Raw genomic sequence first — 19,702 nt, forward strand, 5'->3', positions numbered from 1 at the left:
AACGCCTGCGAATCAAGACGCCAACAACCGCTCCACGCCGCGCAGGGCCACCGCGACGGTCTGACGCCGCACCGCCTCGCGGTCGCCGCTAAATTGGAACCGTTCGGTCTGCGCCGCGCCGCCGCGCCGCTTCCAGCCGATCCATACCGTGCCGACCGGTTTCTCCGGCGAGCCGCCCGTCGGGCCCGCGATGCCCGTGACGGCCACGGCCAGCGTTGCGCCGAAACGCAACAACGCGCCCGAAACCATCTCGGCGGCCGTCTCGCCGCTCACCGCTCCGTGTCGCGCCAGCGTCTGCGCCCGCACGCCGAGCACGGCCTGCTTGGATTCGTTGCCGTAGGTCACCGCGCCGCACTCGAACCATGCCGAGGAACCGGCGATGTCGGTCAGGACTTTCGCGATCCAACCACCCGTGCACGACTCGGCCGTGCACAACACCGCGTCGCGCTGCAGCAGGATCGCCGCGATCGTCTGCGCGAGCCGATTCAATTCCACGTCGTCGCAACCGTGGAAATCCGTCATCGATGCGCCGGAAGAATTCATGGAAACGAGTCCGGACAAGCTCAACGACGCGCAACGTATCAGAGCGAGGCGGATGGCGCTACCCGATTCGTATGGAAAGCCGCGGAGTTTACGCACTGCCCAATCCACTTCGATGCCCTGCACTACGCCTTTCGCCACCTCACTCGATCGAGCCGGCGAAATTCGCCCATGCGCGACAAGCGCAGCCGGCTCCACAGGATGTCTTCGATCACGACGACACCGAGGCCACAATCCCCGGCCAGCGAAGCGGCGACGGACTCACCGACCTGGAATCGCCCGCCGCTCGATGCGAATACCGCATCCCACCGACGCAGGCCAGTCGAAACCACGTTCCGGTTAAACTAGTCGGCCATTCATGAATGCGGCACCGATGTCCTCATCCGACCTCGCCCAGCACACACCGCTGATGCGTCAGTATTTCGCCGCCAAGGCGGAGTATCCGGACACACTGGTGTTCTTCCGCATGGGCGATTTCTACGAACTGTTCTACGACGACGCGCGCAAGGCCGCGCGCCTGCTCGACATCACGTTGACCCAGCGCGGCGCATCGGCCGGCGCGCCGATCCCGATGGCCGGCGTGCCGTTCCATTCGGTCGAAGGCTATCTCGCCAGGTTGATCAAGCTCGGCGAGTCGGTGGCGATCTGCGAGCAGATCGGCGATCCCGCCGCGGCGAAGGGCCTCGTCGAACGCAAGGTCGTGCGCGTGGTCACGCCGGGCACGGCGACCGACGAGGCGCTGCTCGAAGAGCGCCGCGACAACCTGCTGCTCGCGATCGCGGCGGGCAAGACGAACTACGGCCTCGCCTGGATCGATCTCGCGAGCGGACGCTTCCTGCTCAGCGAAGCGGCGACCGCGGAGCAACTCGCTTCCGAACTCGCGCGCCTCGCGCCCGCGGAAACGCTGGTCGACGAAGACGTCGCCTGGCCGACGTTCGTCTCCGCCCTGCCCGGCCTGCGCAAGCGCGCGCCGTGGCATTTCGATACGGACACCGCGCGGCGCCAACTCAACAAGTTCTTCGGCACGCGCGACCTGTCCGGCTTCGGCGTCGAAGCGTTGCCGCTCGCGATCGCCGCGGCCGGCGCGCTGCTCGGCTACGTGAGCGAAACGCAAAAGTCCGCTCTGCCGCACCTGTCGGGACTCGCGGCGGAAAACCCGGACGAGACGATCGCGCTCGACGCGGCGACGCGGCGCAACCTCGAACTCGACGTGCACCCGAGCGGCCGCCACGAGCACACGCTGCTCGGCGTGCTCGATGCGACGATCACGCCGATGGGCGCGCGCACCCTGCGGCGCTGGCTGCATCGGCCGCTGCGCGATCGCGATGTCCTGCGCAAGCGCTATCAGGCTATCGAGAGCCTGATCGAGCAGCGCCGCTTCGATCCGTTGCGCGAGCTGCTGCGCGGCATCGGCGACCTCGAACGCATCCTCGCGCGCGTCGCCTTGCGCTCGGCGCGGCCGCGTGACTTGTCCACGCTGCGCGACGGTCTGCTCGCGGCACCGAGATTGCGCAACGCACTGCAGGGTTGCGACAGCCCGCTTCTCGCTTCCCTGCTCGCCCAACTCGGCGAGCACGCCGATAGCGCGCAGCACCTCGTCCGCGCCGTGCTCGAACAGCCGCCCGCGCTGCTGCGCGACGGCGGCGTGATCGCCTCCGGCTACGACGCCGAGCTCGACGAACTGCGCACGCTGTCGACCAACGCGAACCAGTTCCTGATCGATCTCGAGGAGCGCGAAAAAGCCGCGACCGGCATCGCGACGCTCAAAGTCGGCTACAACAGCGTGCACGGCTACTACATCGAAATCAGCAAAGGGCAAGCCGACAAGGCGCCGACGCACTACACGCGGCGGCAGACGCTCAAGGGCGCGGAGCGCTACATCACCGAGGAGCTGAAGTCATTCGAGGATAAGGTGCTTTCCGCACGCGAACGCGCGCTGATGCGCGAGCGCGCGCTGTACGAAGCGCTGCTCGATTTCCTGATCGAACGCCTCGCTGCGCTGAAACAGGCCGCGTCCGCGATCGCCGAACTCGACGTGCTCGCCGCGCTGGCCGACCGCGCCGATGCCTTGAATTGGCGTGCGCCGCGGCTGGTCGAGTCCGAAGGGATCCACATCGTGCGCGGCCGCCATCCGGTCGTCGAACAGGTGCGCAGCGATCCGTTCGAGCCGAACGACCTCGTCTTCGACGAGGCGCGCCGCATGCTCATCATCACCGGCCCGAACATGGGCGGCAAGTCGACCTACATGCGCCAGAACGCGCTGATCGTGCTGCTCGCGCACATCGGCAGCTACGTGCCGGTCGACGCGGCGACGATCGGGGCCATCGACCGCATCTTCACGCGCATCGGCGCCGGCGACGATCTCAGCCGCGGCCAGTCGACCTTCATGGTCGAGATGAGCGAGACGGCGAACATCCTGCACAACGCGACCCGGCACAGCCTCGTGCTGATGGACGAAGTCGGCCGCGGCACCTCGACCTACGACGGCCTCGCGCTCGCGCAAGCCTGCGCCGTGCAGCTCGCGACGAAGAACCATGCGTTCACCCTGTTCGCGACGCACTACTTCGAGCTGACCGAACTCGCCGCGCAGCACCCGGGCATCGCCAACGTGCATCTCGACGCGGTCGAATACGACGACCGGCTCGTCTTCATGCACGCGGTCAAGGAAGGCCCGGCCAGCCGCAGCTTCGGCCTGCACGTGGCCGCGCTGGCCGGCGTGCCGAAAGCCGTGATCGCCGACGCGCGCAAGCATCTCGCCGCATTGGAGAGCGGCGGGCAGCGTGCGGTCAATGCGCATCCGGGCGAAAAAGATTCCTCGCCACAACTCGGCCTGTTCGAACTCATGAAGTCAAGCGCGGTCGAAGACGCGCTACGCGATGTCGACGTCGATTCGCTGGCGCCGCGCGCGGCGCTGGATTTGCTGTATCGATTGAAGCAGATGATTTGAAAAACGCTCCGCCGTCATTCCGGCGCAAGCTGGAACGAGGGGCAAAGAGCGAGCGACATAAAATCCACCCCGTTTTCCCTGGAACATCACCCATGCGCCGTTTTCTCGCCCTCCTCCTCATCCTCGTTGCGATTGCCGCCGTCGGCCTGTATTTCCTCCCGGCCAGCATCGGCTACCGCTATCTGATGAAGCCGTCGAATACGGTGACGCTGTCCGATCTCTCGGGAACGATCTGGAACGGCCACGCCGGCAGCATCGCCGTGCACGACCGGCCGATCGGCCAGCTCGACTGGCACCTGCGCTGGCAGCCACTGCTGCAGGGCCGGCGCGTCGCCGACTTCGCGATCTCGGACAGCGCGCTGAAGGTGCAGGGCACGCTCAACCGCTCGCCTTCCGGCAACACCTTCGACAATCTGACGTTCAGCCTGCCGGCGAGCGCCGCGGCGCAGATGCTGCATCTCGCCGCCAAAGCCGACGGCACCGTCGAAGGCAGCGCCGCCAGCCTCACCCTGATCGACGGTTGGCCGACACAGCTGCGCGACGGCAAGGCGCACTGGAGCAACGCGAAACTCGCCGACACCGTTCTCGGCAGCGTCGATGCGCAATTCGATACGGCGACCGACGGCAACGTCGCCGGCACGATCAAGAGCAACGGCGGCGCAGCGCAGTTCGCAGGCTCGCTCAAGCTCACGCCGCAGCGCGAACTCACGCTCGACAACCTCGACTACAAGCTGCCGGCGCAAATCGCGGCGATTGCGCTCGATCTGAAGGACGCCACGCTCGCCGGCAGCTTGCAAGGCAAACTCGCGCACATCGTATTGCGCAGCGGCGCCGCGCCCGTGCAGGCGCGCGGCAACCTGCACTGGGCCGACGCGGCGACCGCGACGATCGCGCACGAAACGCTCGGCGACATCGACGTCGCGTTCGCGCCCGCCGCCGACGGCGCCACCGCCGGCACGCTCAAGAACAGCGGCGGCTCGGGACAATTCGACGGCCGTTTCAAACTCGGCGCCGAACGCAATCTCGAACTCGACGACCTCACCTTCAAGCTGCCCGCCTCGGTCGGCGCCGCACTGCTGCGTCTCGACAACGCCTCCGTCGCCGGCGACCTCGACGGCAAGCTCGCGCACATCGTCCTGCGCGGCGGTTCGACGCCGGCGGACGCGCGCGGCAGCCTGCACTGGAGCAACGCCGCGACCGACATTCTTTCGCACGATCTGCTCGGCGACATCGACATCGGCTTCGCCGCGGCGGCCGACGGCGCGCTGGCCGGCACGCTCAAGAACGAGTCGGGCCGCGCGGCGTTTGCATCGAGCTGGAAACTCGGTGCCGACCACACGCTCGAACTGGACAACGCCACGCTGAAATTCCCCGGCTCGCTGCTGGCGCCGCTGATGCATCTGCCGGGCCTCGACGTCGGCGGCGACGTGGAAGGCCATTTCCCGCAGCTCGTGCTGCGCGACGGCCTGTGGCCGGCCAAGGTCGCCGGCAAGCTCGTCTGGCGCGGCATCGTCGTTTCGGGCGTGCGCCAGGCCAACCTCGGCGACATGGAATGGGAGCTCGGCACCGACAAGGACGGCGGCATCATCGGCCTCGTCAACGACCTCGGCGGCCCGGTGCAGATCCAGGGCACGTTCAAGACCAGCAGGACCGCCTACGACGCGGAAGCGAAGCTCGCCGCGCGCGGCGGCGACGCGATGATCCGCAAGGCGCTGGGCAAGGTCGGCGCGCCGCAGCCGGACGGCTCGACGATCGTGCAGGCCAGCGGCGCGTTCGGCAGTAAATAACTCCGCGAATTCCCGCCGTTCGCTGCGACTTCCAGCACTTGCGCAGGCGCCGCGAAATTCTCGTTGCGCCGCAGCATTTTTTTGCTATCGTTGAAGGCATGCCGAATCCGCGAGGTTGTGCATGTCGATCCACGTTGCGCTGAACCACGTCACGCATTACCGCTACGACCGCCTCGTGCATCTCGGTCCGCAGGTCGTGCGACTGCGCCCGGCGCCGCACAGCCGCACGCGCATCCTCTCCTACTCGCTCGGCATCGAGCCGGCCGGGCACTTCATCAACTGGCAACAGGATCCGCTCGGGAATTGGCTTGCCCGCCTCGTTTTCCCGGAACCGACGCGCGAGTTCCGCGTCGAAGTCGATCTCGTCGCCGAGATGGCCGTGTTCAACCCGTTCGATTTCTTCCTCGAACCGGAGGCGGAAAAATTTCCGTTCGCCTACGACAACACGCTGCGCCGCGAACTGACCACATATCTCGTCAAGCTGCCCGCGACCGCGCGCGTGGAAAACTACGTCGATGCGATCCGGCGCGACGTGCTCGGACCGAAACCGCGGCGCACGGCCGACGTCCTCGTCGAGATCAACCGCCGCCTCGCGCGGGACATCCGCTACCTGATCCGCATGGAGCCGGGCGTACAGACGCCCGACCGCACGCTCGAGCTCGGCAGCGGCTCCTGCCGCGACTCGGGCTGGCTGCTCGTGCAGGTGATGCGCCACCTTGGCTTCGCCGCGCGCTTTGTTTCCGGTTATCTGATCCAGTTAACCGCGGACCAGAAAGCGGTGGACGGGCCGAGCGGCCCCGAGCACGATTTCACCGACCTGCACGCATGGTGCGAGGTCTATCTGCCGGGCGCCGGCTGGATCGGTCTGGATCCCACCTCGGGCCTGCTCGCCGGCGAAGGCCATATCCCGCTCGCCTGCTCGCCCGAACCCGGCTCGGCCGCGCCGATCTCCGGCGCGGTGGACAAGAGCGAAGTCGAGTTCTCGCACACGATGACGGTCGCGCGCATCAGCGAATCGCCGCGCGTGACCAAGCCGTATACACCGCAGCAATGGAGCGCGATCGAAGCGCTTGGGCAGGCGGTCGATGCCAACCTCGAACGCCTCGACGTGCGCCTGACCCAGGGCGGCGAGCCGACCTTCGTCGCCGCGGACGACCCCGACGGCGCGGAATGGAACACCGCCGCGCTCGGCCCGACCAAGCGCCTGCGCGCGGCGGGGCTCTATCACCGCCTGCGCGAGAAATACGCGCCGCACGGCCTCGTCCATTTCGGCCAGGGCAAGTGGTATCCGGGCGAGCAGTTGCCGCGCTGGTCGCTCAACTGTTTCTGGCGCCGCGACGGCGAGCCGATCTGGAGCGATCCGTCGCTGATCGCCGACGAGAAAGCGCGCGGCAATGCAAACGCCGAACTCGGCGCGGCGTTTCTCGCCGAAGTCGCAGGCCGCCTCGAACTCGACGCCGGCCACGTCTTCCCGGCCTACGAGGACTTGTTCTACTACCTGTGGCGCGAACGCCGCCTGCCGGACAACGTCGATCCGTTCGATTCGCGCGTGTCCGACCCGCTCGAACGCGAGCGCCTCATGCGCGTATTCACGCAGGGCCTGTCGCACGTCGTCGGCCACGTGTTTCCGCTGGCCAAGCCGCTCGACCGCTGGCAGACCGGGCCGTGGTTCCTGCGCACGGAGCACTGCTATCTCGTGCCCGGCGATTCCGCGCTTGGCTGGCGCCTGCCGCTGGATTCGCAGCCCTGGGCGAGCGAGAACGATTATCCGTGGGTGCATCCGGCCGATCCGGCACAGGCGTTCAAGCCGCTGCCGCGCGCGGCGGAGATTCGGCGGCAAATGCGCGGTGCGACTGCTTTTGATCATCATTCCGGCGACAGCGTTTTTCGCCGTCATCCCCGCGAAAGCGGGAATCCAGCGACTGTCGCTCTTGATCAAACCGGAACAAAGGCACTGGATTCCCGCTTTCGCGGGAATGACGATCAAGAACAAGGCGAGCGCAAACCTGCACCGTTTCAATCCGCCAGCTGGATCACGCGCACCGCCCTATCTGCCGAGACAAGAAATGGAAACCTATACCTTTTCATGCCGCCGCTCGCACGCCTCGAGGACTATCTGGAACTGACCGCGGCGATCGAGGACACCGCCGCTGCGCTCGGCACGCCGGTGCTGCTCGAAGGCTACGAACCGCCGCGCGATCCGCGCCTGAACTCGTTCCGCGTCACGCCCGATCCCGGCGTGATCGAAGTCAACATCCATCCGTCCGAAAACTGGGACCAACTCGTCGACCGCACCACGCATCTGTACGAAGCCGCGCGCCAGGAAAAGCTCGTCGCCGAGAAATTCATGCTCGACGGCCGCCATACCGGCACCGGCGGCGGCAACCATTTCGTCCTCGGCGGCGCGACGACGAACGACTCGCCGTTCCTGCGCCGCCCCGACCTGCTGCGCAGCCTGCTTTCGTACTGGCACAACCATCCCTCGCTGTCGTACCTGTTCTCGGGACTGTTCATCGGCCCGACCTCGCAGTCGCCGCGCGTGGACGAGGCGCGCAACGATTCGCTGTACGAACTCGAAGTCGCGTTCAAGCAGTTTCCCGACCTCGGCGGCGACGTGCCGCCGTGGCTGCTCGACCGCCTGCTGCGCAACCTGCTGATCGACGTCACCGGCAACACGCACCGCGCCGAGTTCTGCATCGACAAGCTCTATTCGCCCGACGGCACCGCGGGCCGCCTCGGCCTGCTCGAGATGCGCGCGTTCGAGATGCCGCCGCATGCGCAGATGAGTCTCGTGCAGCAGCTCCTGCTGCGCGCACTGATCGCGCGCTTCTGGCAGACCCCTTACGAGCCCGCACGCCTCGCGCGCTGGGGCACCGAGCTGCACGACCGCTTCATGCTGCCGTATTTCGTCGAACGCGATTTCGACGACGTGATCCGGGAAACGCGCGAGTCCGGCTACGCGATCGAACGCGACTGGTTCGCGCCGCATTTCGAGTTCCGCTTCCCCGCGATCGGCGACTACGCGACGCAAGGCATCGCGCTGGAACTACGCCACGCGCTCGAACCCTGGCACGTGCTCGGCGAGGAAGGCGCGACCGGCGGCACCGTGCGCTACGTCGATTCCTCGGTCGAACGCCTGCAGGTGAAGCTCAGCGGCCTCGCCCCGGACCGCTTCGTCGCCACCTGCAACGGCCGCAGCATTCCGCTGCGTCCGACCGGCGCGGTCGGCGAGTTCGTCGCCGGCGTGCGCTACAAGGCCTGGCAGCCGCCCTCGGCGCTGCATCCGACGATCCCGGCGCATCCGCCGCTCGTGTTCGACCTCGTCGACACCTGGTCGCTGCGCTCGCTCGGCGGCTGCCGCTACCACGTCGCGCATCCGGGCGGGCGCAACTACGACACGTTCCCGGTCAACGCCTTCGAGGCCGAGAGCCGCCGCCTCGCCCGCTTCGACCGCTACGGCCACACGCCGGGACGCGTCGACGCCGCAGCGGCCGTGCCGAACCCGGATTTTCCGTTCACGCTCGATCTGCGCAACGACTGAACCGGTTCGCGGCGATGCGGCGAGTTTCGCTACACTGCGCGCACCGTAACCGGAACGTCACGATGCCGCCGCGCGTAGGCTGGAACCCATGACCGAGCTGATCGACGACGCCGTGCCCGCCCTACTCAACGCCTACCGCCGCGATCCGCAGCACTATCACGAACTGTTCGACGCCGACGGCGGCGTGCGCGCGCCGTGGCGGCGCATGCTGGCCGCGATCGAACGCGCCGATCCCGCGCAGATGCGCGCGCGCGCCGACCTGGTCGAGCGCCAGATCCGCGAGAACGGCGTCACCTACAACGTCTATGCGGACGCCAAGGGCACCGACCGGCCGTGGGAGCTGGACCTGCTGCCGCAGATCATCGGCGCCGCCGAATGGCAGCGCCTGGCCGCCGGCGTCGCCCAGCGCGCCGCGCTGCTCGACGCCGTGCTCGCCGACCTGTACGGGCCGCAGGCCCTGCTCGCCGAGGGTCTGCTGCCGCCGGAGCTGATCTTCGGCCACGAGAATTTCCTCTGGCCCTGCCGCGGCAGCAAGCCGCCGGGCGGCACCTTCCTCCACGTCTACGCCGTCGACCTCGCGCGCGCGCCCGACGGCGCCTGGTGGGTCGTCGCCGACCGCACCCAGACGCCGTCCGGACTCGGCTACGCGATCGAGAACCGGCAGATCATCTCGCGCGCCTATTCCGACCTGTTCCACGACATGCGCGTGCAGGACTTGTCGGGCGCGTTGCGTGCGCTGCAGGCCACGCTGCAATCGGCCGCACCGGTCGCCGCGGGCGAGACGCCGCTGGCCGTGCTGCTGACGCCCGGGCGCTTCAACGAAACCTATTTCGAGCACGTCTACCTCGCGCGCGCGCTCGGCGTGCCGCTGGTCGAGGGCTACGACCTCACCGTGCGCGCCGACACGGTGTACATGAAGACGCTCGGCGGCCTCAAGCGCGTGCACGCGATCCTGCGCCGCGTCGACGACGACTGGTGCGATCCGCTCGAACTGCGCGGCGAGTCCGCGCTCGGCGTGCCGGGCCTCGCCGCGGCCGCGCGCGCGGGCCGCGTGCTGATCGCCAACGCGCTCGGCGCGGGCGTGCTCGAATCGCCCGGCCTGCTCGGCTTCTTTCCGAAAATCTGCGAACGCCTGCGCGGCGAGCCGCTCGCGCTGCCCTCGGTCGCGACCTGGTGGTGCGGCGAAGCGCCGGTGCGCGACGAAGCGCTGGCCGAACTCGACCGCCTCGTCGTCAAGCCCGCGTCGCCGTCGCGCCGCGTCGAGGCCGTGTTCGGGCCGAGCCTGCCGCGCAGCCGGCTCGGCGAACTGCGCGCGCGCATCGAAGCCGAACCCGCGGCCTGGGTCGCGCAGGAGCTGATCGATCTCTCGCAGGCGCCGGTCTGGCAGCGCAGCGCGACGCAGGCGCAGATCGTGCCGCGCGCGGTGAGCATGCGCGCGTTCGCGATCGCCTCCAGCAACGGCGGCTATACGGTGATGCCCGGCGCGCTGTCGCGCGTGGCGACGAAGGCGGCGGCGCGCATCGTCTCGATGCAGCGCGGCGGCGGCAGCAAGGACACCTGGGTGCTCGCCGACGGCGAAGCCGCCGTCGACACGCTGCGCCGGCGCGAGCTGCGCGCGGCCGACATCGTGCGCCGCGACGATTTCCTGCCGTCGCGCCTGATCGAGAACCTGTTCTGGCTCGGCCGCTACTCCGAGCGCGGCGACGACACCACGCGCCTGCTGCGCGTCGTGCTGTCGCGCTACATCGACACGAGCGCGGCGAATACGGTCGCGTTCGAGGCCGCGCTCGCCGCCTGCCGCCGCGTGCATCTGATCGAGGGCGAAGCCAAGCCCGTGCGCACGGCCCTGGTCGACGCGCTGACCGATGCGGCGGCACCGTACAGCCTGGCCAGCGTGCTCGGACGCCTGCTCTGGGCGGCGGGCCAGGTGCGCGGACGCCTGTCGAGCGAGAACTGGCGCGGCCTGCTCGAAGTGCAGCGCGAAGCGCAGGCGCTCGATCTCGAGCGGCTCGATTTCGGCGATGCGCTCGACCTGCTCAACCGTCTGCTGATGGAAGTCTCCGCGCTGTCGGGCTTTGCCCTCGACGACATGACCCGCGACGACGGCTGGCGCTTCCTCATGATCGGGCGGCGCATCGAGCGCCTGCAGTTCCTCGCCGACGTGCTCGCCTGCGCGCTCACCCACGCCGCGCCGCCCGACACGGCGACGCTGGAATGGCTGCTCGAACTCGCCGACTCGACGATCACCTACCGCATGCGCTACCTGTCCGCGCCGCAATTGATCCCGGTGCTCGACCTAATCGTCTGCGACCCGGCCAACCCGCATTCGCTGCATTTCCAGGTCTACGAGCTGGGCAAGCATCTGCGCCGCGTCGACGCCGCGTTCGGCAGTTCGGGCGCGGGCGAATTCGAGCAGATGCGCGCGCAGCTCGACGCGCTCGACCTGTCCGCGCTCGAGTCCGCGCTGTTCGGCGAGGCCGGGCGCCGCGACGCGATCGCCGGCACCGCCGCGATGCTCGCCGATCTCGCCGCGCGCGCGCGCAAGGCCTCGGACGCGATCGCCTTCCACCATTTCACCCACGTCGCCGCGGCGAGCCGCGCGACCCTGTCCGCATGAGCGCGCGCTACGTCGTCCATCACGAAACCGAATACCGCTACGACAGCGTCGTCTCGGTTTCGCACCAGGCGCTGCACCTGACGCCGCAGACGCTGCCGCACCAACGCTGCCATAACCGTCGCCTGCGCGTCGAACCGGCGCCGACGCATCGGGTCGACGAATTCGACGGCTTCGGCAATCCGCTCACGCGCCTCGAAATCGACACGCCGCACCGCGAGCTGCTCGTCGCCGCGGAAATGGACATCGAAGTCGACGCGCGCGCCGCGGCGTCCGATCCCGACGATTCGCCGCCTTGGGAAGACGCGGTCGCCGCCCTCTCCTACCGCGGCGGCCACGTGCCGACGGCAGCCGCGCTCGACGCGAACCGCTACCGCTTCGAATCACCCTATGTGCGCTGGGACGGCGACGTCGCAGAGTTCGCACGCGCGGACTTCGCGCCCGGCACGCCGTTGCTGCGCGCCTGCGCGCGCCTGATGCAGCGCATCCATGGCGAATTCCGCTTCGACGCGAACGCGACCCAGGTCGCCACGCCCGTCGCCGACGTGCTCGAAAACCGCCACGGCGTCTGCCAGGACTTCGCCCACCTGATGATCGCCTGCCTGCGCGCGCTCGGCCTCGCCGCGCGCTACGTCTCGGGTTATCTTTTGACCACGCCGCCGCCCGGCCAGCCGCGCCTCGCCGGCGCCGACGCCTCGCACGCCTGGGTATCCGTGCACTGCCCGCGCCACGGCTGGATCGACTTCGACCCGACCAACGACATGCGCCCCGGCGACGGCCACATCACGCTCGCCTGGGGCCGCGACTTCGGCGACGTCTCGCCGCTGCGCGGCATCATCCTCGGCGGCGGCGCGCACGAGCTCGATGTGCGCGTGACCGTGGTGCCGATGGTGGAATGATTTGAACCGTTCGCCAGCGATCGAGCCTGCAAGGCGCTCGATTTTCGGCAGGTGAGCGCAAGACGTTGCGCGCCATCATTGAAAAAATGGAGAAACTCCCCATGAGCAAATTCTTTAGCGATCAAGAATTTCTGGCCGATCGCGTAAGGGCGCTGGAAGAATCGGTCGCCTCGCAAAATCGAACCGCAGCGACGGTTGCCGATATCGGGTTAGCTTACCATGCGGCCGGCGTCGCTCCGGGAATGAATGGCGCGTTCAGTCGCCGGCGAAGCGGTGGCCCGCGTCGGCTATGGCCAACGACGAAGGCGCGGAAGAACGGAATTTGCGAACGGTTCTACCACCCGTCCCGTCGACACTGCGCCGATCCGGAAAATTGCCCACCGACCCGCCCCGTCTTTACAAACGCATGGCGCTTGGCGTAGGGTGAATGCACGCGCGAGTTCGGGATGGAATTCGATGCGTGATTGGGGCACGCCGTGTCGCCCCGCTGACATTCCCAATAATTCGTCTGCAATACGCAGGGCCTGGCGAGGGATTCGGTCATGGCGATGAATGGTCGGTATCGGCACGGCGAGGTTCTTCCTCCCCCTCGTGGCGCTGCGCAGCGCCCGCTCTCCTTCATTGTCTTCCGCCGTCGTCTCGACGGCTCGGGGTTTCGTCGCTGTAAAACGCGGTAAGCCATGCGCCGTGGCCGCCATTCGTTCACGGCGGCCCGGTGTTCGACAGCAGTTCGAAAGGAAAAGGGAGGCGAGGATGAAAGGCTGGATCCGGGGTTGGGCATTTCTTGTCGGCTTGACGCTGCACATCGCCGCGCTGGCGCAGTCGACGCAATTCGCACCGGTGACGCCGGTGCGCTTGCTGGATACCCGTGCGGGCGGGACGACGGTCGACGGACAATTCGTCGGCGGGGGCCCGGTCGCCAACCAGAGCCTGGACCTCCTCGTCGTCGGGCGCGGCAACGTTCCCGCCACCGGCGTTGGTGCGGTGGCATTGAACATTACCGTGACCGGTCCGACGGCCGCGGGCTATGTCACCGTCTGGCCGACGGGCGTCGCGCGGCCGACCGCATCGAATCTCAATTTCGCCTCGGGACAGACGATCAGCAATCAGGTGATCGCCAAGATCGGTACGAACGGCATGGTCTCCCTCTATGCCTCCACCGGCACTGGGAACGCCCAGGTCATCGTGGACGTGGCCGGTTATTTTCCCTCGGCCTCCAATCTGACGGGGTTGACGCCCGCGCGCCTGCTCGATACGCGCTCGGGCGGCCCGACGGTCGACGGGCAGTTCAGCGGGGGTGGGGCGATGGGTTCGAGCAGTACGCTGAACCTCACCGTGTTCGGGCGAGGCGGCGTGCCGGCGAGCGGGGTCAGCGCGGTCGTCCTCAATGTCACCGTCGCTGCGCCCACGCTCGCGGGATACCTCACCGCGTGGCCGTCGGGATCGAGCCAACCGATTGCCTCGAACCTCAATTTCCTTGCGGGCCAGACGCTGGCCAACCTGGTGATTGTCGCTCCGGGACCGGACGGCAAAGTCTCCCTGTTCAATGGGCCGGGGTCCACGCACGTGATCGCGGACGTCGTCGGGTACTTCACCTCGACGGTCACGCTCGCGCCGCTGGTTCCGGCACGCCTGATGGATACGCGGTCGGGCCACAGCACCATCGACGGCCAGTTCGCGGGCCAGGGCGCGTTCGGCACCGGCGTCACCCGCAACCTCACCGTATGGGGTCGCGGCGGTGTGCCGGCCAGCGGCGTGGGTGCCGTCGCGCTGAACCTCACCGTGGTCACGCCGTCGGCGGCGGGTTATCTCACTGCCTGGGGTACGGGCACGACCTCCGGAAACGCGCCGCCCGGCGCGTCGAACCTCAATTTCCCGGCGGGGAGCGTTCTTTCCGTTCTCGTCATCGCTCAAGTCGGCACGAACGGGCAGGTATCGATCCGCAACGGCAGCGTCGGCAACACCGATGTGATCGCCGATGTGGCGGGGTGGTTTCCCGGAGCGGACTATGGGCCGCCCTCCCCGCCGACCAGCGTCACGGTGGCGGCCAGCGGCAACACCCTGATCGCCAGTTGGACGCTGAATACCGGCGGACCGCCGGCGACCTACCTGAAAATCCAGCGGGCGACCAGCTCGTCCGGTCCGTGGACCCTGGTCAACGGCAACTACACGCCGGCCACCTCGGGACAAGCGTCCGAACTGGTATACGCCGCCGGCACTTACTACTACGAAGTGGCCGCGTGCAATGCGGCCGGATGCAGTGCCTACAAAGTCAGCACCACGGGTGCGGCGGTTTCGGTGATTCCCGGAACGCCGACCTCCGACACGCCCGTGGTCGCCGCGACGCCGGCGACCGATGCTGTCTCCGACGCTGTCGGCGCGACCGCCGCCCAGTTCCGCGTGGACGAGGGCGGCAACGCCACCTATTCGATTCCGATCCAGGTGCCGCCCGGCACCGCCGGCGTCGTGCCCAAGCTGGCGCTGAGCTACAACAGCCGCCTGCCCGACGGCGTGATGGGGCCGGGCTGGACGATCGAAGGCTCTTCGCAGATTTCGCGCTGCCGGCAGACGCGCGAGAGCGGCGATTTTGCCGCGACTTCGACGCCTGACGGCAACCCGCCGCCGGTCAATTTCACGACGACCGATCGCTTCTGTCTGGACGGTGTGCGCTTGTTGCTGCTCTCGGGAAATTCCGGTGCCTACGGCGCGGACGGCACGACCTATTCGCCGGAAACCGATCCCACCACCCAAGTGACCGCGCACGTGTCCGCGAGCTACGTGGGACCGAACTCGTTCACCGTGCAGCGCAAGGACGGCACGACCAGCACGTACGGCTATCTGGCTTCCTCGCCCAACGCGCTGGCCACCGCCTCGCTGAACAGCCAGACCGTGGCGGTCAACTGGAATCTGGCGCGCGTCCAGGATTCCAAAGGCAACTACATCGACTACCTCTACAACACCCGCCCTGCGAGCACCGGAACACCGTCGTACACCTTTGCATCGACCGCGGTGGAAACGACATTGGCGCAGGTGAACTACACCGGTCACGCGACCAGCCCCGTTTCGACGCCGTATGCCAGCATTTCGTTCGCCTATACCACCTTGCCGCAGGCTCAATTGCGTTTGGGGTATCAGTCGGCCGTGGTGTTCGCGCAAACCCAGCAATTGACGAGCGTCACCGTGAGCGACAGCGCGAATGGCACGTTGCGCTATTACGGCCTGACCTACAGCACGGCGAATTCACCCTCCGGCTCACCGTTCCGGTCGCTGCAAAAAGTGCAGGAGTGCCGGAACAGCAGCCAGACCGTATGTTTCCCTGCGACGACGTTCACCTGGTCGCAAACGACGAGTACGCTGGGCAATAACACCGCGCAGAGCGGACCGTTCGGATCCAGTCCCATCGTGGGCTTCAAGATCGCCGATGTGGATGGCGATGGCCGGCAGGATATCGTCTGGGCAGTCAATAGCAGTGCCTGCAGCTCGGGCAGCAGCCTGTATGTCGGCTTTGCGGATGTGAGCGGCACTCAACTGACTTTTGTCACGTACAACCAGCAACCGTTGTGCGCTCCGCTCAATCTGCAGGACAACGGTGAATCCTGGAACCTGATCGACTACAACGGCGATGGTCGTGCGGATTTGATGGTGGGTGGGGCGACACCCACCTCAGGCAACGGCAATCCCTGGAGCATCTACCCCAGTTTGGGTAGACCCGCGGCAGGAGGCAAGGTCTTTGACAATGCCAATAACTTGCTGGCGGGTTTGGCGACGCCGATTACCGGCCCCAACTGTTACCTGGACGTTTGCAACCCCGCAGCGGGCGTTTTGGCCGATTTGAATGGCGATGGTCTGCCCGATTTTATCTATCCGGATCCCACCGGCAGTGTCGATGCCCTGGCGCGCATCCTTGTCCGGCAGAGCAATGGCACGCTGGTATTCTCGGCTCCTTACACGGTGAATCTGGGCAGCTCGTTCGATTCGGCTTGCTATGGGTCCGACGATTGTCGCTATGCACTTTTCACCAATACCGGCGCGAACTCAAAGGCGGCCCTGACCACCGATCTGAACGGGGACGGCCGCGCGGACCTCACCGTCGTCGTCACCGGCGTGTACCGAAACTCCCTGGTTGCTCCCGTGGAGCCTACGGGCAAGCGACAGCTCCACTACGACAGCGGCCTGTACAAGGGCAATCTCTCTGCGGATTTGGCTGCCGCGGGAACGACGCGCAAGACCTATTGGTATCAGCTCACGATGTCGCAGCTGACTCCGACGTCCGGGGTGACGGCCAACGGGGGAACCCTCGCGTTCACCGAGTACTGGAACGGGGCGAGTACCAATGTCGGCGGTACGTTGCCGATCCTGACGCAGAACGTCTATCTGGTCGACCTCAATGGCGACGGATTGGCGGACATCATGTATCAGAGTTCGACCGCCCCGACCTCGTTCTATGTCCTGATCAACAAAGGTACCGGCACGCCGGCAACCGCCTATCAGGCCGCGGTATCCGTCACCTTGGCCAACTCGGTGACGATACCGGCGCTGACTCAAACGCTGGTGCAGTTTGCCGACGTGAACAACGACGGCAAGAACGCGATCGTTTATCCCGTCGGCTCGGCGACTTCCTCATCGACCAGTTTTACCGGCTTCAAGTACGTCGAACTGGTGCCCAACAGCGATGGAACGTGGGGATTCTCCACTCCGGCATCCTGGACTGCCTCCGGTTTCAGTACGTTGAATGGCACCACCTACCAGCCCTTGGTGGGAGATATGGACGGCGACGGCATACCGGACCTGGTGGCGATGGATGCGAACGCCACCTCCGGCAATCGTCTCTACGCTTCCCGAACGAATACGCGCTACCAGGCGCGCGATGTGATTACCGGGTTCACCAACGGTCTCGGCGCCGCCACCCAGGTGGCCTATCAGCCGCTGACGAACATCGGCGTCTACCAGCGCCGCCCGGACACGTATCCGATCCTGCGCACCGGCACGGACTTCGGCTGGCTTTCGCCCGTGTTCGACGTGCTCGCGCCGATGTACGTGGTCAGCCAGGCCTCGAGCAGTGCGCCGACCCAGGCCAACGCGGCCGCGCAGAGCACGGTGTATTACCGCTATTCCGGCGCCATGATGCAGGCCGGGGGCCGCGGCTTCCTCGGCTTCTACGAAACCTGGGCCTTCGACGGCAACGACCTCGCCGCCACGGGCAACCAGTACGTCGTCACGCTGAACCGCTACGCGCAGCACTACCCGTTCATCGGCATGCCGATCGCGACGCTCAAGGAAGTCCACGGCGGCACGGCGATCACGCGCGGCAGCGCCCTGATGGACGCCTGCGCCGCCAACCCGGAAGCCTCCGGCTACAACTGTTTCTCCGGCATCGTCGGCAGCAGCGCCGCGCCGACGTTCCAGACGCCGTGGCCGGACATCGTCTCGACGACGTCGTCCCTCGCCGGCATCCAGATCGGCTTCAGCGGCCAGCAGCCGGCGTGCGCGGGCGCGGGATGCGCCGCCTACGGTGCCGACCAGTGCACGCTGGGCGGAGGCGCGCAGGCGCGAACCAGCGGTCTGGATTCGAATCTGTTTACGCCGCCGGCCAATGCCGGGCCATTGTTCGTTTTGGCGTACCACACCACCGACACGCAATACGACCTGGGCAGCGGCACGCGGTCGAGTCCGGTGCAGGTGGCCACGACCGACAATTATTTCTGCTACGACACCGGCACCTACGCGGCGCCGAGTCGAGGCAACCTGCAGGCCAGCCGCACGGTCAACAGCGACAGCAGCGGCACGACCGTCGCCGAAAAAGTCACCACCAACACCTACGCCGACAACGTCAGTTCCTGGTATCTGGGCCGCCTCGCCAGCAGCCAGGTGCAGTTCGCCCGGCCTGGCCAGACCACGCGCACGCGCACGACGAACTTCGCCTACGAGGCGGCCTCGGGCCTGCTCGTCTCCGAGCGCATCCAGTCCGGCGCGAGCGTCAACCAGGACCTGCGCACGCTCTACGATCGGGATGCCTACGGCAACCGCACGGCGGCGTACCAATGCAGCAGCAACGTGACCGACACGCAATGCCGCGCCGGCGCGACGAACGGCAGCGTCGCACAACGGCAAAGCGGCACCACCGTGCTGCGCTACGCCCGCACGAGCTACGACAGCCTCGGCCGCTACGTCACCGCCAGCCGCCTGCCCTTCGCCACGGCGGCCGGCGGCTGGAACGAGCAGCAGGCCACGCAGGTCACGGCGCGCGACGAGTTCGGCAACGCCACCGGTCAGAGTGCGATCAACGGCACCACCCAGACGGCACGGTTCGGGGTGCTGGGCCGGCCGTACTTCAGCAAGGACAATATCGGCCACGCGAGCACGACGACGTTCCGCCTGTGCGGCAGCGGCGCCAATTGCGGCACCGACCCCCGCTTCAAATTCCGCGCGCAGACGATCACTGCGGGCAGTGCGAGCAGCTGGACGTACTTCGACGTGCTCGGCCGCCCGGTGATGACCGTCGCGCAGGCGTTCGACAGCAATCCGACCACCCAGCAGTTCACGGCCACGTGCGCGTTCACCGACGCGCACGACCGGCCGACGTACCAGTCCGAGCCGTTCTTCCTCAACGCCACCGTATCGGGCGACGGCAGCCCCACGATCAGCGGCGCGGCCTGCGGCGGCGCGAGCTACGCGACGACCACGGCCTACGACGTGCTCGGCCGCGCGCTCACCGTGACGACGCCGGACGGCACCACGACGAACCACTACGTCGGCCTGAGCACGTTCGTCACCAACGCCCGGGGCTACAGCTGGGAGACGATCGTCAACCCGATGGGCGAGGCGGTGCAGACGCTCGATCCGGGCACGGTCAACGGCGATACGGCCACCAACCTGACGGTGACGCAGAGCTACGATGCGATGGGCGACGTGCTCGCGATCACGCGCGACGCGGGCAACGGCACCGTCACGAGCAGCTTCACCTGGGACGACCTGGGCCGCAAGCTGACCCAGACGGATGGACAGCGGCACGACGACGTTCACCTACAACGCGGCGGGCAACGTGCTCACCCAAACCGACGCGAAGGGCCAGACGATCGCGCGGAGCTACGACGCGCTGGGAAGGAAGTGGCAGCGCGTGGCGACCGGCACAGAGTCTCATCTGAGCGGCACGATCACCGACGCCTGGAGCTACGACACCCAAAGCCACGGCTACGGTCAGCTCGCCACGGAAACCCACGTCGGCACGGGCGACCAGAACCTGACCCGCACGTTCACCTACGACGGCTACGGCCGCCTGTACCAACGCCAGCACGTGCTGTCGGGTTCGGGCACGTACACGGGAACGACGGCGCTGGACGGCTACGGCCGGCCGAAGCAGCAGCAGGACGCGAC

8 protein-coding genes are annotated in these 19,702 nt (G+C 67.3%); 7 read left to right on the forward strand and 1 reads right to left on the reverse strand.

The window, feature by feature from the left end:
• Window positions 1-12: 12 nt before the first annotated feature.
• On the reverse strand, window positions 13-543 hold the full coding sequence (locus tag QM741_RS18190) for a CinA family protein (RefSeq protein ID WP_415209034.1): 531 nt from the start codon (window positions 541-543) through the stop codon (window positions 13-15).
• Window positions 544-913: 370 nt separating this feature from the next.
• Between QM741_RS18190 and mutS the strand changes: the two genes are divergently transcribed.
• The 7 genes from mutS to QM741_RS18225 form a co-directional block, all read left to right on the forward strand.
• Window positions 914-3,487 (forward strand): DNA mismatch repair protein MutS, encoded by a 2,574-nt coding sequence (gene mutS, locus QM741_RS18195; RefSeq protein WP_415209035.1) that lies wholly within the window; start codon window positions 914-916, stop codon window positions 3,485-3,487.
• Between the two features lie 92 nt (window positions 3,488-3,579).
• Entirely contained in the window at window positions 3,580-5,274 is a 1,695-nt protein-coding gene (gene gspN / locus QM741_RS18200) for a type II secretion system protein N (RefSeq protein WP_415209036.1), read from the forward strand.
• Between the two features lie 121 nt (window positions 5,275-5,395).
• Window positions 5,396-8,815 carry a DUF2126 domain-containing protein gene (locus tag QM741_RS18205; RefSeq protein WP_415209037.1) on the forward strand — a complete coding sequence of 1,140 codons (3,420 nt, stop codon included), beginning with the start codon at window positions 5,396-5,398 and terminating at the stop codon, window positions 8,813-8,815.
• An 88-nt stretch (window positions 8,816-8,903) separates the two neighbouring features.
• The gene (locus QM741_RS18210; RefSeq protein ID WP_415209038.1) at window positions 8,904-11,432 is read left to right on the forward strand and encodes a circularly permuted type 2 ATP-grasp protein; all 2,529 of its coding nucleotides are present in this window, start codon (window positions 8,904-8,906) and stop codon (window positions 11,430-11,432) included.
• Window positions 11,429-12,328, forward strand: a complete 900-nt coding sequence (locus QM741_RS18215; protein ID WP_415209039.1) for a transglutaminase family protein — start codon at window positions 11,429-11,431, stop codon at window positions 12,326-12,328. The genes QM741_RS18210 and QM741_RS18215 overlap by 4 nt, the downstream gene beginning before the upstream one ends.
• Window positions 12,329-12,393: 65 nt before the next feature.
• Window positions 12,394-12,750, forward strand: a complete 357-nt coding sequence (locus tag QM741_RS18220) for a hypothetical protein (RefSeq protein WP_415209040.1) — start codon at window positions 12,394-12,396, stop codon at window positions 12,748-12,750.
• A gap of 331 nt (window positions 12,751-13,081) precedes the next feature.
• Window positions 13,082-19,702, forward strand: a 6,621-nt coding sequence (locus QM741_RS18225; protein WP_415209041.1) for a toxin TcdB middle/N-terminal domain-containing protein, incomplete at its 3' end; no start/stop codon positions are given.

The organism is Rudaea sp. (genome assembly GCF_047601565.1).
GTDB lineage: Bacteria > Pseudomonadota > Gammaproteobacteria > Xanthomonadales > Rhodanobacteraceae > Rudaea.

What these genes read in the sequence shown, in the direction of transcription:
- QM741_RS18190 (WP_415209034.1), bottom strand. Translation starts at nt 543, where the DNA reads ATGAATTCTTCCGGCGCATCGATGACGGATTTCCACGGTTGCGACGAC.
- mutS (WP_415209035.1), top strand. Translation starts at nt 914, where the DNA reads ATGTCCTCATCCGACCTCGCCCAGCACACACCGCTGATGCGTCAGTAT.
- gspN (WP_415209036.1), top strand. Translation starts at nt 3,580, where the DNA reads ATGCGCCGTTTTCTCGCCCTCCTCCTCATCCTCGTTGCGATTGCCGCC.
- QM741_RS18205 (WP_415209037.1), top strand. Translation starts at nt 5,396, where the DNA reads ATGTCGATCCACGTTGCGCTGAACCACGTCACGCATTACCGCTACGAC.
- QM741_RS18210 (WP_415209038.1), top strand. Translation starts at nt 8,904, where the DNA reads ATGACCGAGCTGATCGACGACGCCGTGCCCGCCCTACTCAACGCCTAC.
- QM741_RS18215 (WP_415209039.1), top strand. Translation starts at nt 11,429, where the DNA reads ATGAGCGCGCGCTACGTCGTCCATCACGAAACCGAATACCGCTACGAC.